Origin of the sequence: Streptomyces sp. CC53 (assembly GCF_001865245.1) — a bacterium.
Classification (GTDB): domain Bacteria; phylum Actinomycetota; class Actinomycetes; order Streptomycetales; family Streptomycetaceae; genus Streptomyces.
This window is the reverse complement of record NZ_MKXB01000232.1, coordinates 1-14,891: the sequence shown is the minus strand read 5'-3', so window position 1 is coordinate 14,891 and position 14,891 is coordinate 1. Positions and strand designations below refer to the sequence as shown.

The following is a 14,891-nucleotide window of genomic DNA, read 5'->3' as shown; positions in this document are numbered from 1 at the left end:
CCTCGTCGTCGTGTCCGTGTTCATCACGACCGGGCTGCTGCTGGTGGCGCTCCGCACGGAGACCGAGCTCCGCTTCATCACCGTCTTCTCGGTGATCGCCACCCTCCTCCTCACCCAGTTCTTCGCGCACGGCCTGACCGCCCCCCTCGACGAGATGACCACCGTCGCGAGGGGCATCTCGCACGGCGACTACACGCGCCGGGTACGCGGCGCCGACCGCCGCGACGAGCTGGGCGACCTCGCGTCCACCATCAACCGCATGGCGGACGACCTGGAGGCCGTGGACCGGCACCGCAAGGAGCTGGTGGCGAACGTGTCGCACGAGCTCCGCACGCCGATCGCGGCCCTGCGGGCGGTGCTGGAGAACGTGGTGGACGGCGTGTCGGCCGCCGACCCGGAAACGATGCGCACCGCCCTGGCGCAGACGGAGCGGCTGGGCCGGCTGGTCGAGACGCTGCTGGACCTGTCACGGCTCGACAACGGGGTGGTGCCGCTGCGCTGCCGGCGCTTCGAGGTGTGGCCGTACCTGTCGGGCGTGCTGAAGGAGGCCGGGCTCGCGGCGTCGCAGCGTGCGGTCGGCGGCTCCGCCTCGGGCCCGCACACCCGCAGCGACGTGCACCTGCACCTGGACGTGTCGCCGCCGGAGCTGACCGCGCACGCGGACATGGAACGCCTCCACCAGGTCGTGGCGAACCTGATCGACAACGCCGTGAAGCACTCGCCGCCGCACGGCCGGGTCACCGTCCGGGCCCGGCGCGGGCCCTACCCGGAGTCCCTGGACCTGGAGGTGCAGGACGAGGGCCCGGGCATCCCGGAGGCGGAGCGGCACAAGGTCTTCGAGCGGTTCAACCGGGGCAGCGTGCCGTCCCCGCACGGGCCGGGCAGCGACGGCGGCACGGGCCTGGGCCTGGCCATCGCCCGGTGGGCCGTCGACCTCCACGGTGGCCGTATCGGTGTGGCCGAATCGGCTCGCGGCTGCCGGATTCTCGTCACTCTTCCGGGGATCCCCCCACAACGCGATTGACGTAGGGTTCGAACCGGGGCCGCCGCCGACCCGTGAACGTGTGCGGGCACGGAGCCGGCCCGCTCAGGGGTGCGGACGATGAGGGCCGCGGCCCTGTTCAGCGCTACCCGGGTCACGCCGGGTGACCGCCGAACCACGCTTGTTTCCCGCCATTGTCTTCGCCGAAACCAGCGTTTTCGTGTGATGTACGCGACGATGACCTGCCCGGCCTGCACCTCCCGCCCGTAGAGGCGTAGCCTTTATTTCCGCTGTCCATCACCTTGTGAAGCGGAAGAGGGCGGTTGCCGCCGTGTCGTCTCAGTCCCCCAGTAACTCGAGCATCTCGACCGACCCAGACGGACAGGGCAAGAGCCCTGCCGCGGCGTTCGGCGCCAACGAGTGGCTCGTTGACGAGATCTACCAGCAGTACCTCCAGGACCCGAATTCGGTCGACCGCGCCTGGTGGGACTTCTTCGCCGACTACAAGCCGGGTGCGCCCGGCACGGCGGACAAGCCCGCGGCACAGGCCCCCGCGGCCTCGGGGGCTGCGGGCACCGTGACGCCGCCGGCCCGTACGCAGGCCCAGCCCCCGGCGCAGGCCGCCGCCCCGGCGCAGCAGCCGCAGGCCCCGGCCGCAGGAGCGGCCGCACAGGCTCCTGCCGCCGCCCCGGCGGCCCCGGCGAAGCCCGCCGCTCCCGCGAAGCCGGCGTCGGCCGCGCCCGCGGCCCCCGCGAAGCCCGCACAGGCGAAGCCGGCGGCCGCGAAGCCCGCCGCCGAGTCGCCCGAGGGCCCCGAGTTCGTGACGCTGCGCGGCCCCGCCGGCGCCGTGGCGAAGAACATGGACGCCTCGCTGGACATGCCGACCGCCACGTCGGTCCGCGCGGTCCCGGTGAAGCTGCTGTTCGACAACCGCATCGTCATCAACAACCACCTGAAGCGCGCCCGCGGCGGGAAGATCTCCTTCACGCACATCATCGGCTACGCGATGGTGCAGGCGATCAAGGCGATGCCCGCCATGAACTGGTCGTACCAGGTCAAGGACGGCAAGCCGACGCTGGTGAAGCCGGAGCACGTCAACCTCGGCCTCGCCATCGACCTCGTCAAGCCCAACGGCGACCGCCAGCTCGTCGTCGCGGCCATCAAGAAGGCCGAGACGCTCGACTTCTTCGAGTTCTGGCAGGCGTACGAGGACATCGTCCGCCGCGCCCGCGCCGGCAAGCTGACGATGGACGACTTCTCGGGCGTCACCGTCTCCCTCACCAACCCCGGCGGCCTCGGCACCGTCCACTCCGTGCCGCGCCTGATGCCCGGCCAGTCGGTCATCATGGGCGTCGGCTCCATGGACTACCCGGCCGAGTTCCAGGGCACCTCGCAGGACACCCTGAACAAGCTGGGCGTCTCCAAGGTGATGACCCTCACGTCGACCTACGACCACCGGGTCATCCAGGGCGCCGCGTCCGGCGAGTTCCTGCGGATCGTCGCGAACCTCCTCCTCGGTGAGAACGGCTTCTACGACGACGTCTTCAAGGCGCTGCGCATCCCCTACGAGCCGGTCCGCTGGCTGAAGGACATCGACGCGTCGCACGACGACGACGTGACGAAGGCCGCGCGCGTCTTCGAGCTGATCCACTCCTACCGGGTCCGCGGCCACGTCATGGCCGACACCGACCCGCTGGACTACCACCAGCGCAAGCACCCCGACCTGGACATCACCGAGCACGGCCTCACCCTGTGGGACCTGGAGCGGGAGTTCGCGGTCGGCGGCTTCGGCGGCAAGTCGATGATGAAGCTGCGCGACATCCTCGGCGTACTGCGCGACTCGTACTGCCGCACCACCGGCATCGAGTTCATGCACATCCAGGACCCGAAGCAGCGGAAGTGGATCCAGGACCGCGTCGAGCGCCCGCACTCCAAGCCGGAGCGCGAGGAGCAGCTGCGGATCCTGCGCCGCCTCAACGCGGCGGAGGCCTTCGAGACCTTCCTGCAGACGAAGTACGTCGGCCAGAAGCGCTTCAGCCTGGAGGGCGGCGAGTCCGTCATCCCGCTGCTGGACGCGGTCATCGACAGTGCGGCCGAGTCCCGCCTGGACGAGGTCGTCATCGGCATGGCCCACCGCGGCCGCCTGAACGTCCTCGCGAACATCGTCGGCAAGTCCTACGCGCAGATCTTCCGCGAGTTCGAGGGCAACCTCGACCCGAAGTCGATGCACGGCTCCGGCGACGTGAAGTACCACCTGGGCGCCGAGGGCACCTTCACCGGCCTGGACGGCGAGCAGATCAAGGTCAGCCTGGTCGCGAACCCGTCGCACCTGGAGGCGGTGGACCCGGTCCTGGAGGGCGTCGTCCGCGCCAAGCAGGACATCATCGGCAAGGCCGGCACGGACTTCACCGTCCTGCCCGTGGCGCTGCACGGCGACGCGGCCTTCGCGGGCCAGGGCGTCGTCGCCGAGACGCTGAACATGTCGCAGCTGCGCGGCTACCGCACCGGCGGCACCGTCCACATCGTCATCAACAACCAGGTCGGCTTCACCGCGGCGCCCGAGTCGTCGCGCTCCTCGATGTACGCCACCGACGTGGCGCGCATGATCGAGGCGCCGATCTTCCACGTGAACGGCGACGACCCGGAGGCGTGCGTCCGGGTGGCGCGGCTCGCCTTCGAGTTCCGCCAGACGTTCAACAAGGACGTCGTCATCGACCTCATCTGCTACCGCCGCCGCGGTCACAACGAGGGCGACAACCCGCAGTTCACCAACCCGGCGATGGTCAGCCTCATCGACAAGAAGCGCTCCGTGCGCAAGCTGTACACGGAGTCGCTGATCGGTCGCGGCGACATCACCGTGGAAGAGGCGGAGCAGGCCCTGCAGGACTTCCAGGGGCAGCTGGAGAAGGTCTTCACCGAGGTCCGCGAGGCCGCCTCGCAGCCCTCCGAGGGCATGGCGGTGGACCCGCAGGCCGGGTTCCCGGCGGGCGACGTGGACACCGCGATCTCCCAGGAGGCGGTGAAGCGGATCGCCGAGTCGCAGGTCAACATCCCCGACCACATCACCGTCCACCCGCGTCTGCTGCCGCAGCTCCAGCGCCGCGCGTCGTCCGTCGCCGACGGCACGATCGACTGGGGCATGGGCGAGACCCTCGCCATCGGTTCGCTGCTGATGGAGGGCGTCCCGGTGCGGCTGGCCGGCCAGGACTCCCGCCGCGGCACCTTCGGCCAGCGCCACGCGGTGCTGGTGGACCAGGAGACGAACGAGGATTACACCCCGCTCCTGTACCTCGCCGAGGACCAGGCCCGGTACAACGTGTACGACTCGCTGCTCTCCGAGTACGCGGCGATGGGCTTCGAGTACGGCTACTCGCTGGCCCGCCCGAACGCGCTGGTCATGTGGGAGGCGCAGTTCGGCGACTTCGTCAACGGCGCCCAGACCGTCGTGGACGAGTTCATCTCCTCCGCCGAGCAGAAGTGGGGCCAGACGTCCGGCGTCACGCTCCTCCTGCCGCACGGCTACGAGGGCCAGGGCCCGGACCACTCGTCCGCCCGCCCGGAGCGGTTCCTCCAGATCTGCGCGCAGAACAACATGACGGTCGCGATGCCGACGCTCCCGTCGAACTACTTCCACCTCCTGCGCTGGCAGGTGCACAACCCGCACCACAAGCCGCTCATCGTCTTCACGCCGAAGTCGATGCTGCGTCTGAAGGCGGCGGCGTCGAAGGCGGAGGAGTTCACGACGGGCCGGTTCCGCCCGGTCATCGGTGACTCCTCGGTCGACCCGGCCGCGGTCCGCAAGGTCGTCCTGTGCTCCGGCAAGGTCTACTACGACCTGGAGGCCGAGCGGCAGAAGCGTGGGGTCAAGGACGTGGCGATCATCCGCCTGGAGCGCCTCTACCCGCTGCCGGGTGCCGAGGTCCAGGCCGAGATCTCCAAGTACCCGAACGCGGAGAAGTTCATCTGGGCCCAGGAGGAGCCGGCGAACCAGGGTGCCTGGCCGTTCATCGCGCTCAACCTGATCGACCACCTGGACCTGGCCGTCGGCGCCGACATCCCGCAGGCCGAGCGGCTGCGCCGGATCTCGCGCCCGCACAGCTCCAGCCCGGCGGTGGGCTCCGCCAAGCGCCACCAGGCGGAGCAGATCCAGCTCGTCAACGAGGTCTTCGAGGCCTGACGGGCAGCAGCACGACGGGAGGGCCCGGCACCCACGCGGTGCAGGGCCCTCCGGCATTCCCCCCCCCACGCCCCGTGGCCGCTCCCCCGTGCACCGCGAGCCGCTCGGAACGCGCGCGCCCCGCAGGTCCGGGCGGGCCGGCCCGTCCGCTCGCGGGGGCTACTTGCCGCGCAGGGCTCCGCGGTGGTGGGCGAGCCTGGCCCGGTCTTCCTCCACGCGGTCGAGGATCGCTTCCGCGAGGTCGCGCCGGCGCGTGCCGAGCTCGCGGTAGACGAGCCACAGGCCCTCTCGGGCGGCGGCGCGGCACCGGTCGCCGAGGTCGCCGCTGCCCCGGGCCGCCTCGTCCTCGCCCGCCACGATCTGGTACAGCAGCTCCAGGACGTGGTCACGGGCGTCGGCCGACAGGTCGTCGAGCAGCGCGGCCGGCAGCACCGGGACGACGGGCAGGGCGGCGCCGTACAGGGCGCCCTGCACCACGACGGAGTTGTCCAGCCCGCCGCCGCCTCGTCCTCGGTGCGCGCGGCGATCAGTTGCCGCAGCGACGCGGGCACGTCCTGCGGCCGGTCGGCCAGGCTGTGCTGCGCGGTCCAGTCGGCACGTGCGATCTCGGCGGCGGCCAGGCTCCTGCCCACAGGTCCCTTCCGAAGACGTCCGGTGGGGAAGGCGCCGACCCGGCGCCGGCCACCTCATACCCTGGGCGGAGGACAGCGGGGCGACGCCCCCGAACGATCAGGAGCATGTCTTGTACTTCACGGACCGTGGCATCGAGGAGCTGGAGAAGCGGCGCGGCGAGGAGGAGGTCACCTTCGAGTGGCTGGCCGAGCAGCTCCGCACGTTCGTCGACCTGAACCCGGACTTCGAGGTGCCGGTGGAGCGACTGGCCACGTGGCTCGCCCGGCTGGACGACGAGGACGACGAGTAGCCTCCCGGCAACCCGGCCGACCGCCGCCCCGCCCGGCCGCCATTCCGGCCCGGCCACCGGCGCCTCTCGGCCAGGCCGTCGGCGCCTTTCGCCTCGTGTCGTCCGGCGCCGGCCCCTCCCGTCCGCACGGCCGGCCGAGAAGCACCCGCGCGGTCGGCCCCACGCCCGTGCGTTCGGCCAGGAAGCACCCAGGCGGTCGGCCGAGCACCTGCCCAGCCGGCCACACGACTGCGCGGCCGCCTATGCGGTCGGCCGCGGGCCCGCCCGCCCGGTCTGCCTGCGCGGTCGGGCTGACCGCCCCGGGGCGGTCAGCCCGGCCGCCGCCCCCACCCGCCCGTTCAGTCGTCGTTCTCCGCCTCGCGGGCGCGGATGCGGTCGTACGCGAGGCCGAGCGCGCCCTGGAGGGTGAGCAGGGCGCCCGCGGTGGCCCATCCGGGGCGGATCCTGGGCGGCAGGAGGGCCCAGGCGAGCAGCGGCAGGCCGACCGCGAGCTGTCCGGCGGCGACGCGGCGGGCGCGCGGGCCGTGCAGCCAGGGGCCCAGCGGGCCGCTCTCGACGGTGGCGAGTTCGGCGCGCACGGTGTCGCGCCAGCCGTGGCCGGCGAGATGCCCGGCACCCGGGACGGCGGAGGCGCCCCCCTGGAGGTCCGCCGCCGCGCCCCCGGGGCGGACCCCTTCGGGGAGGACCAGGCCGAGCCGGGACAGTACGGCGAGGAGGCCGAGCAGCCGGGCGTGCGCGTCGGCGTCCGCGTCCGGTCGGGTGAGCCCGTGCAGGGCCTGGACGTCGAGGACGGGGTCGAGGCCCAGCCGCTCGGCGAAGGTCAGCATCGCCTCGTCCTCGCCCGCGGGCGTGCCGTCGGCGAGCCAGGTGTAGTCGACGGGCCGGCGGAAGCCGGACGCGAGGGTGTAGCCGACGCGGTCCTGGTCCCACCACAGGGCGAGCGCCGGCCAGGGGGCGGCGACGGCGAGCGCGGTGGCCCACCCGGACGCGACCCGCTCGACGGGTTCCGCGTCCTCCTGCCAGGGGCGGCCCTCCGGGACGAGCACGCTCCAGCCGGGGCCCGCCGGGGCGAGCACGACGCGCTCGCGCAGCAGGTGTGCGGTGGCCGCGGCCGTGTCGGAGGCGGCACGGCAGAGCAGAAGCGCGCCCGTGGATGTCGCGTTCATGGGCCATACGCTAGGGCAATTTGTCCCGATCCGAGGGATTATGCGCGGCCCAGCGGGCGGGAGCGGACGCTTGACTTCGAGCTAGCGCGATATATCGTGTGTGAAGACGTAACGCGATATGCCGTGTTCTGGTCGCGTTCCCGCCCGAGCCGAGGAGGACAGCCGCATGCCTCAGTGGACCGTCATCGAATCCTTGAGACTCACCCTCGACGACCCCCTCACCGCGCTGCGCGTCCGCGTGGTGAACGGCGCGGTCAACGTGATCGGCACGGAGGACACGGACGCCGCGGCCCGGCTGGAGGTGTCGGCCGTCGAAGGCCCGCCCCTGGTCGTCACGCACGAGGACCGCACCCTCACCATCACGTACGAGGACCTGCACTGGAAGGGCTTCCGGTCCTGGCTGAAGCCCGGTGGCAGGCAGCGCAGCGCCGTCGTCACCGTCACCGTCCCGGCCGGCACCGACGTGCAGGTCGCCGCGGTCGGCGCCACCGCCACCGTCTCCGGCATCCGGGGCCGCACGGAGGTGCGGGGCGTCACCGGGGACACCACGCTGGCCCGGCTGTCCGGCCCGGTGCGGGCCGAGACGGTCTCCGGCGGTCTGGAGGCCCAGGCCGTCACCGGGGACCTGCACTTCACCTCCGTCTCGGGCGACCTCACCGTCGTCGACGGTTCCGGCTCCTCCGTGCGGGCCGAGTCCGTGAGCGGCGACATGCTGGTGGACGTGGAACCGGCCGCCGGCGGCCCGACGGACATCCAGCTCGTCACCGTGTCCGGGGAGGTCGCGATCCGGCTGCCGCGGCGCGCCGACGCCCGGGTCGAGGCGAACACGACGAGCGGCGCCGTGTCGAACGCCTTCGACGGGCTGCGCGTCGGCGGCACGTTCGGCGCCAAGCAGATCACCGGCACGCTCGGCGCGGGCACCGGCACCCTGAAGGCGACGACCGTGTCCGGTGCGATCGCCCTGCTGCGCCGCCCGGACGACACCCCGGCGGCGCCCGCGCCCGCCGGCGCCGCCCCCGATGACGTCCCGTCCGGAAAGGTCCTGTGACATGCCGCCCGTCTTCGCGCACGGCCGACTGCGGCTGTACCTGCTGAAGCTGCTCGACGAGGCGCCGCGCCACGGCTACGAGGTGATCCGGCTGCTGGAGGAGCGCTTCCAGGGCCTGTACGCGCCCTCCGCCGGCACCGTGTACCCGCGGCTGGCCAAGCTGGAGGCCGAGGGGCTGGTGCGGCACACCTCCGAGGGCGGCCGCAAGGTGTACGCGGTCACCGACGCGGGCCGCGCGGAGCTGGCCGCCCGCGCCGGCGAGCTGGCCGACCTGGAGCAGGAGATCCGCGACTCGGTGTCGGAGCTGGCGGCCGAGATACGGGACGACGTGCGGGGCGCCGCGGGACGGCTGCGCAGCGAGGTGCGCGCGGCGGCCGGCGAGAACCGGCAGTCGGCGGGCGGCCCCGACTGGGAGGCGTGGCGCAGCACCAAGGAGGAGCTGCGCCGGGCGAAGCAGGAGTGGAAGGAGCAGACCCGGCGCGCCAAGGACGAGTCGCGCCGGGCGCGCGAGGAGGCCCAGCACGCCCGCCGCCAGGCGAAGGAGGCGCAGGACCGGGCGCGCCAGGAGATGCAGCGGCTGGCCCAGCAGGTGCAGGAGCACCTGGCGCAGGGCGACTGGCCCAAGGGCGTGCGGGACGGGCTGACGGACCTGACGAGCCGCTTCGGCGGCCTGTTCGGCCCTCCGCCCGCGCCCGGCCCGGGGCCCGCTCCCGCGAACGGCGCGGCGCCCCCCCGGGGCCCGTACGCGGAGCCGGACCCGGTCGACGTGCCGGAGTGGGCCGCGGACGCGGGTGCGTCGGGCGACCCGGCGCGCGACCTGGAACGGCTGCTGGACCGCTTCCGCGACGACGTCCGCGACACGGCCCGCGACCACGGCGTCACCGAGGCCGGGCTCGCCGAGGCCCGCGTGCACCTCGCCACGGCGGCCGCCCACATCACCCGTCTCCTGCGGGGCGCCCCGTCCTGACCCCGCCCCGCGGACCGGCGCACCGCCCGCGACCGGGGGCGGCGGCGGACCCGCGGGGCGCGTCCGGCCCACGGCGGCCGCTGCGGCCCCGCGTCACTCCCGGTCGACGTCGACCGTGACCGCCGCGCCCGGCACGGCCCGTACCGCCACCCGCACCGCCTCCGCGGACGGCGGCACCGCCCGGGTGCGGGGCCATGCCCGCCCTCCGACCGTGATCCGCCAGCCGTCCTCGCTGGGCGGCAGGGACAGCACGGTGGGCCCGGCGCCGGGCCGGCCCGCCGTGTAGGCGAGGCGGTAGGAGCCGGGCCCGTGGTGCTCCTCCCGCACGGTTCCCGCCACTTCCTGCGCGTACGGCGCCGCCGTCTTCTCCTTGTGGGTGCGGAAGCGGCCCTGGCCGTCCACCGCGCAGTAGCCGCCCCCGTAGCACCACACGTACGCCGTCCAGCCGGAGCTGTAGCGGTTCAGCGACGCCAGCGCGTCGTCGTAGAAGCGGCCCATGCGCGGCAGCGCGTTGTTCAGCGGGCCCCACTCCCCCACGACCACCGGGACCTCGTACTGCTTCGGGTAGGCGACGACCGCCGCCTCGTACGCCTCGATCCAGCCGGCGTCCGGGTCGTAGTCCGCCCCGGCCTCCATCGCGGTGTTGTAGAAGTGCGGCGCGTACACCACCTTCGGGTCCTCGATCCTCCCGAGGGCGGTCGGCACGCCCTCCCCGACGATCGGGGTGGGCTCGACGAACAGCCAGCTCTCCCGGTCCACGGAACGCACCGCCGCGGCGAGCCGGTGGTACATGGGCGTCAGCTTCTCCGCCTCGATCCTGCGGGCCGCCGCCGCGAGGTCCTCGCCCTCCCGCAGCTCGCCCATCGGCTCGTTGATCAGGTCGTAGCCCAGCACCGCCGGGTGCCGTCCGAACCGGTCGGCGAGCACCCGCCACATGGCGGCCTGGGCGCGGCGCAGGTCCTCGTCGTCGTACAGGTGGGTGAAGGCCCGCTGCACGGCGGGCTCGAAGTACTCGGAGAACCAGTCGTCGGGTCGGGGCGTGAACGGCAGCCCGTCCGTCCGGGTGGCCCACGCGGGGATGCCGCGGTGGCCGAACGCGGGCCCGAAGACGTCCTGGTGGGCGTCGATGACGACCCGTATGCCGTGCCGGTGCGCCCAGTCCAGGAGGCGTGTGATCTTCCGCAGGTACGCCTCGCTGTAGTGGCCGCGCCGCGGCTCCAGGTCGTCCCAGAAGACCAGCAGCCGGGCCGTGTTGAAGCCGTGGGCGCGCAGGTCGCGGAAGTGCCGTTCGGTGATGGCGGACAGGGCGGCGTCCCCGCGGTTGGCCTTGTCCTCGACGTTCCAGCCGCGCAGGGTCAGCACCCGGCCGCGCTCGTCGGTGAGGCGCGGGACACCTGGTTCGGCGGTCCGGGCGGCCGGTGGGGGCGCGGTGGCGGCGGGCGGCGCCGGGACCGCGGCGACGAGCAGCGCGGCGAGGGCGCAGAGGACGGCGGCACGGGCGGTGGTGCGCATGGGACCTCCGGCGTGGCGTGACGGGACGAGTCGTACGCGATGCCGGAGATCCCACCCTCAAACTGACGATCCATCAAGACGCGCGACGAGGATTCCGTCTGCACCGGCCCCCCGGAAAGCTGCCGGCGGGCCGTCAGGAGGCCTTCAGGACGCCGCCCGGACGCTGTCAGGAGGCGGTCAGGAGGTCGTCAGGACGACCTTCCCGAACAGTTCGCCGGACTCCATCTTCGCGAAGCCCTCGCGCGCCCGGTCCAGCGGCAGCAGTGCGTCGATCACCGGCCGCACGCCGGTCGCCGCGCAGAACGCCAGCAGGTCCTCCAGCTCGTCCTTGGAACCCATCGTCGAACCGACGACCTTCAGCTCCAGGAAGAAGATGCGGGTCAGCTCCGCGTGCGACGGCCGGTCGCCGCTCGTCGCTCCGGAGATGACCAGGGTGCCGCCCGGGCGCAGGGACTTGACGGAGTGCGACCACGTGGCGGCGCCGACCGTCTCGATGACCGCGTCCACCCGCTGCGGCAGCCGCGCACCCGGCTCGAACGCGTCGACCGCGCCGAGTTCGACGGCCCGCTTCCGCTTCGCCTCGTCGCGGCTCGTGGCGTACACCCGCAGCCCGGCGGCCTTGCCGAGGACGATCGCGGCGGTCGCGACACCGCCGCCCGCGCCCTGCACCAGCACCGAGTCGCCGGGCCGCACGCCCGCGTTGGTGAAGAGCATGCGGTACGCGGTGAGCCAGGCGGTCGGCAGGCAGGCGGCCTCCGCGAAGCTCAGCTCCTTCGGCTTCGGCAGCACGTTCCAGGCGGGCACGGCGACCCGTTCGGCGAAGGTGCCCTGGTACCGCTCGGTGAGGATGGAACGCGGCTCGCGCGGGCCGACACCGTGCCCGGTCTGGCCGATGACCGAGTGGATGACGACCTCGTTGCCGTCCTCGTCGAGGCCGGCGGCGTCGCAGCCGAGGATCATCGGCAGCTTGTCCTCGGCGAGGCCGACTCCGCGCAGGGACCACAGGTCGTGGTGGTTGAGGGAGGCGGCCTTGACGGTGACGGTCGTCCAGCCGGGGCGCACCTCGGGCTCGGGGCGCTCACCGAGCTCCAGTCCGTCGAGGGGCCGGTCACGGTCGATACGGGCGGCGTAGGCAGCGAACATGGCCCTGACCATAGGGCGCACCGGTGTGCGGCGGAACCGCACACCGGTGTGACACGCGTCCCGTCAGTCCCTGCGCCACTGGGCGGGTGAGCCCTTGGTGGCCGGGTCCTCGTAGGAGCCCGCCCGCCCGCGGTCCACGTGGAAGGCGGTGAGGGTGGTGACGGGCGACAGCGGGTCCCGCCGGTCCGCGACGACCCGCATGCGGGTGGTGAACCGTTCCGGGGTGACCTCGTGGACGTCGTAGCCGTACCGGTTGCCCTCGAAGTACTTCAGGTGCGGGTTGGCGCGGCCCATGAGGGGCCCGTTGGCGGCGTTCCAGTCGGCCGAGTAGGCCGAGGACGACACGGAGTGCGCGGTGAACTCGGTCCCGATGACCGGCGACGACGGGTCGTCGAAGTCGGGCCGGAGGTCGTCGACGAAGGCGGAGTGCCAGTCTCCGGTGATGACGACGAGGTCCTCCATGCCGCTGCCGTGCACGTGCCCGAGGACCTCCCGGCGTTCCGCGAGGTACCCGTCCCACTGGTCGGTGAACATGTACGGGCCCCCGGGCCGGCCGCGCAGCTGGCTGAGCATGATGGAGTTCGCCCACACGTGCCAGGAGTCGGGGGCCTTGGTGACGCCCTGCTTCAGCCACTGCTTCTGCTCGGCGCCGAGGATGGTGCCGTCGGGGAGGTTCTGCGCGGAGCGGTACGAGCGCAGGTCGAGGACGGTCAGCTCCAGCAGGTCGCCCCAGGTCCTGCGCCGGTGGAGGACGGGATCGGGCAGCGCCGACCGCGTGCCGCCGCCGTCCCGGTGCGGCATGTGCTCGTACCACGCCTGGTACGCGGCGGCGCGGCGCTGCAGGAAGGGGGCTCCCGCGCCCGCGCTGCTGTAGTCGTTGACCACCTCGTGGTCGTCCCAGGTGAGGAACCACGGGTGGGCGGCGTGGGCCTCGCGCAGCGACCGGTCGCCCTTGTAGAGGGCGTGGCGCCTGCGGTAGTCGCCGACGTTCAGCGGGTCGGGGGCGGTGTGGTCGCGCAGCGAGGAGCCGCTCGGCCCGCCTTCGTACACGTAGTCGCCGAGGTGGACGACGAAGTCGAGGTCCTCGCGGGCGATGGCGCGGTGGGCGGCGTAGTGGCCGGACGGGAAGTGCTGGCAGTTGGCGGAGGCGAACCGGACGCGCGCCACGGGCCCGACGGGCGCGGTCCTGGTCCTGCCGACGCGGCTGGTGGCGCCGAGGGCGCTGAAGGCGTACCAGTAGGTCCGGCCGGGGGTGAGGCCCTGCACGGGGACGTGGACGCTGTGCCCGAGCGTCTCGGAGGCGGGGAGCGTCCCGCGGGCGACGACCCGGCCGAGGCCGGGGTCCTCGGCGACGACCCAGCCCACCTCGACGACCTCGGGAAGCCCCTGCTCGCCGGCGTCGGCGAACGGGTCGGGGGCGAGTCGGGTCCACAGGACGACCCCGGTGGGCTGCGGGTCGCCGGAGCCGACGCCGAGGGTGAACGGGGCGGGGTCGTAGTCGGCCCCCAGCGCCTCGGCGGCCTCGCGGGCCTGCGCGGGCGACAGGCCGCCGCTGAGCGGCCAGGCGGCGTTGAGGGCACCGGCGGCGGCCGCGGCCTTCAGGAGGTCGCGTCGGTTGAGGCTCACAGGGCGCTCCCGGGGGTGAGGGTGAGGGTGATCCCGTCGGCGTACCCGTCGTTGGAGGTGCCGCCGGCGCGGGTGCACACCAGCAGCACGCGCGCGGTGCGGGAGCCGGGGGGCACCGCGGCCTCGTCGGAGCGCTCCAGCAGGCCGGTGCGCCGGCGGCGCTCCGCGGCGGTGACGGGCCCGAGGACGCTGAGCGCCAGGGGCGTGCCGCGGCCGTCCCGGAACTCCACGGACAGCCGGGCCCCGTCCTCCTGGGAGGCGTACCCGCCGAGCCAGGCGGTGACGGAGTACCGGACGCCGCCGGCGTCGACGGCCGCGGACCCGACGGGCCCGTCGGCGGGCAGGGCCACGTCCTGGAGCAGGGCGGTCCTGGGGGCGTTGCCGCCGGAGAAGAACCGGCTGCCGCGCCGGGCCGGCCCGGGGTCCCTGTCGGTGGGGTAGCCGCCGCCGTGGCTGTACGCGACGAGTGCGGGAGCCCCTTGCAGGATCTGCCAGCCGGTCACGCTCCCGACGGGCTCGGGGGTGCCGCCGGGTCCGCTCTCGGCGTCTCCGTTGACGACCAGGTTCACGCGCGCCTCCCGGGGGTTGGGGGGTGGGGTGGGCGTGCGCATCAGAGCAGCCGCGGGTGACGGGCGGGCGACACCTGCCCGACGTCCGCATGACGGGCCCGGCCGGGGCCTCCGGACGGCTCCCCGCCGTGCGGAGGCCAGCGGACGCTTCGGGCGGTCCCGTACCGGCAGTCCGGGCGGTTGCGAGCCGCCCGCGGCGGGGGGCGCGGGCACGTCGCGGCGGGCGCGCGGCGGCTGGCTGGCGGTAGCGGATTGCGGCGGTGGGGCGCGGGTACGGCGCGGCTGACCGGCACGCCGTACCGGAACGCGGCGGGCGGCGCGGGTACAGCGCGGCGGGCAGGCGGGCTGGCGGTACCGGATTGCGGAGGTGGGGCGCGGGTACGGCGCGGAGGGCATGCGGGCGGCTGGCTGGCACGCGGCACCGGGTCGCGGCGGGCGGCAGACGGAGGGCAGTACCGGGTCGCGACAGGCAGCGGGCGGCGGGCGTCAGGCTCGTAGTACAGAGCGCCGGGCAGACGGACGGCGCACGGCGGCGGACAGCCGGCGGCAGGCACGCGGTACCGGGTCACGGCACACGGCGGCAGGCGGCAGGCGGCAGTACCGGACCGCGGGCACACGGCACTCGGCACACGGCACACGGCACACGGCACACGGCGGTGGGTGGCAGACGGCGGGCGGCCGGGGCAGGGGGCAGGGGCAGGGGGCAGTCACGCCGTACCGGGCCCCGGCACACGGCACACGGGGCGGCAGGCGCCGGCGCCTGGCGGTACCGGATGCCG

The 14,891-nt window shown here is 73.9% G+C and carries 11 protein-coding genes; 5 read left to right on the top strand and 6 right to left on the bottom strand.

From position 1 onward, the window contains the following. Positions 1 to 1,024 (top strand): HAMP domain-containing sensor histidine kinase (locus BJP40_RS30370; protein WP_071284010.1); only part of this gene is annotated, 1,024 nt, incomplete at its 5' end. Positions 1,025 to 1,313: 289 nt separating this feature from the next. Continuing rightward, positions 1,314 to 5,159 (top strand): multifunctional oxoglutarate decarboxylase/oxoglutarate dehydrogenase thiamine pyrophosphate-binding subunit/dihydrolipoyllysine-residue succinyltransferase subunit, encoded by a 3,846-nt coding sequence (locus BJP40_RS30365; protein ID WP_071284007.1) that lies wholly within the window; start codon positions 1,314 to 1,316, stop codon positions 5,157 to 5,159. A 159-nt stretch (positions 5,160 to 5,318) separates the two neighbouring features. On the opposite strand, the gene BJP40_RS30360 is transcribed toward BJP40_RS30365, so the two are convergent. Beyond that, the gene (locus tag BJP40_RS30360) at positions 5,319 to 5,636 is read right to left on the bottom strand and encodes a hypothetical protein (RefSeq protein WP_071284003.1); all 318 of its coding nucleotides are present in this window, start codon (positions 5,634 to 5,636) and stop codon (positions 5,319 to 5,321) included. 265 nt (positions 5,637 to 5,901) lie between these two features. Here BJP40_RS30360 and BJP40_RS30355 point away from each other — a divergent pair, with 265 nt between their 5' ends. Further along, positions 5,902 to 6,081: a DUF6104 family protein gene (locus tag BJP40_RS30355; RefSeq protein ID WP_003992906.1), complete on the top strand. Its 180-nt coding sequence runs from the start codon at positions 5,902 to 5,904 to the stop codon at positions 6,079 to 6,081. A gap of 338 nt (positions 6,082 to 6,419) precedes the next feature. Here the strand turns inward: BJP40_RS30355 and BJP40_RS30350 are convergent, their stop codons facing one another. Further along, positions 6,420 to 7,247 carry a hypothetical protein gene (locus BJP40_RS30350; RefSeq protein ID WP_071284000.1) on the bottom strand — a complete coding sequence of 276 codons (828 nt, stop codon included), beginning with the start codon at positions 7,245 to 7,247 and terminating at the stop codon, positions 6,420 to 6,422. A 166-nt stretch (positions 7,248 to 7,413) separates the two neighbouring features. Between BJP40_RS30350 and BJP40_RS30345 the strand changes: the two genes are divergently transcribed. Further along, positions 7,414 to 8,295, top strand: a complete 882-nt coding sequence (locus tag BJP40_RS30345) for a DUF4097 family beta strand repeat-containing protein (RefSeq protein ID WP_071283997.1) — start codon at positions 7,414 to 7,416, stop codon at positions 8,293 to 8,295. A 1-nt stretch (position 8,296) separates the two neighbouring features. Continuing rightward, a complete protein-coding gene (locus BJP40_RS30340; RefSeq protein WP_071283995.1) occupies positions 8,297 to 9,262 on the top strand; it encodes a PadR family transcriptional regulator in 966 nt (321 codons plus the stop codon). 93 nt (positions 9,263 to 9,355) lie between these two features. Here the strand turns inward: BJP40_RS30340 and BJP40_RS30335 are convergent, their stop codons facing one another. From BJP40_RS30335 to BJP40_RS30320, 4 genes are all read right to left on the bottom strand, one after another. Then, complete coding sequence (locus BJP40_RS30335) at positions 9,356 to 10,774, bottom strand: glycoside hydrolase family 5 protein (RefSeq protein ID WP_071283992.1); 1,419 nt, start codon at positions 10,772 to 10,774, stop codon at positions 9,356 to 9,358. A gap of 177 nt (positions 10,775 to 10,951) precedes the next feature. Next, entirely contained in the window at positions 10,952 to 11,917 is a 966-nt protein-coding gene (locus tag BJP40_RS30330) for a zinc-binding dehydrogenase (RefSeq protein ID WP_071284013.1), read from the bottom strand. A gap of 63 nt (positions 11,918 to 11,980) precedes the next feature. Beyond that, on the bottom strand, positions 11,981 to 13,543 hold the full coding sequence (locus tag BJP40_RS30325; RefSeq protein ID WP_071283989.1) for an alkaline phosphatase: 1,563 nt from the start codon (positions 13,541 to 13,543) through the stop codon (positions 11,981 to 11,983). Further along, complete coding sequence (locus BJP40_RS30320; protein WP_071283986.1) at positions 13,540 to 14,112, bottom strand: phosphoesterase; 573 nt, start codon at positions 14,110 to 14,112, stop codon at positions 13,540 to 13,542. The genes BJP40_RS30325 and BJP40_RS30320 overlap by 4 nt, the downstream gene beginning before the upstream one ends. Positions 14,113 to 14,891: the final 779 nt, after the last annotated feature.

What these genes read in the sequence shown, in the direction of transcription:
- BJP40_RS30350 (WP_071284000.1), bottom strand. Translation starts at nt 7,247, where the DNA reads ATGAACGCGACATCCACGGGCGCGCTTCTGCTCTGCCGTGCCGCCTCC.
- BJP40_RS30345 (WP_071283997.1), top strand. Translation starts at nt 7,414, where the DNA reads ATGCCTCAGTGGACCGTCATCGAATCCTTGAGACTCACCCTCGACGAC.
- BJP40_RS30340 (WP_071283995.1), top strand. Translation starts at nt 8,297, where the DNA reads ATGCCGCCCGTCTTCGCGCACGGCCGACTGCGGCTGTACCTGCTGAAG.
- BJP40_RS30335 (WP_071283992.1), bottom strand. Translation starts at nt 10,774, where the DNA reads ATGCGCACCACCGCCCGTGCCGCCGTCCTCTGCGCCCTCGCCGCGCTG.
- BJP40_RS30330 (WP_071284013.1), bottom strand. Translation starts at nt 11,917, where the DNA reads ATGTTCGCTGCCTACGCCGCCCGTATCGACCGTGACCGGCCCCTCGAC.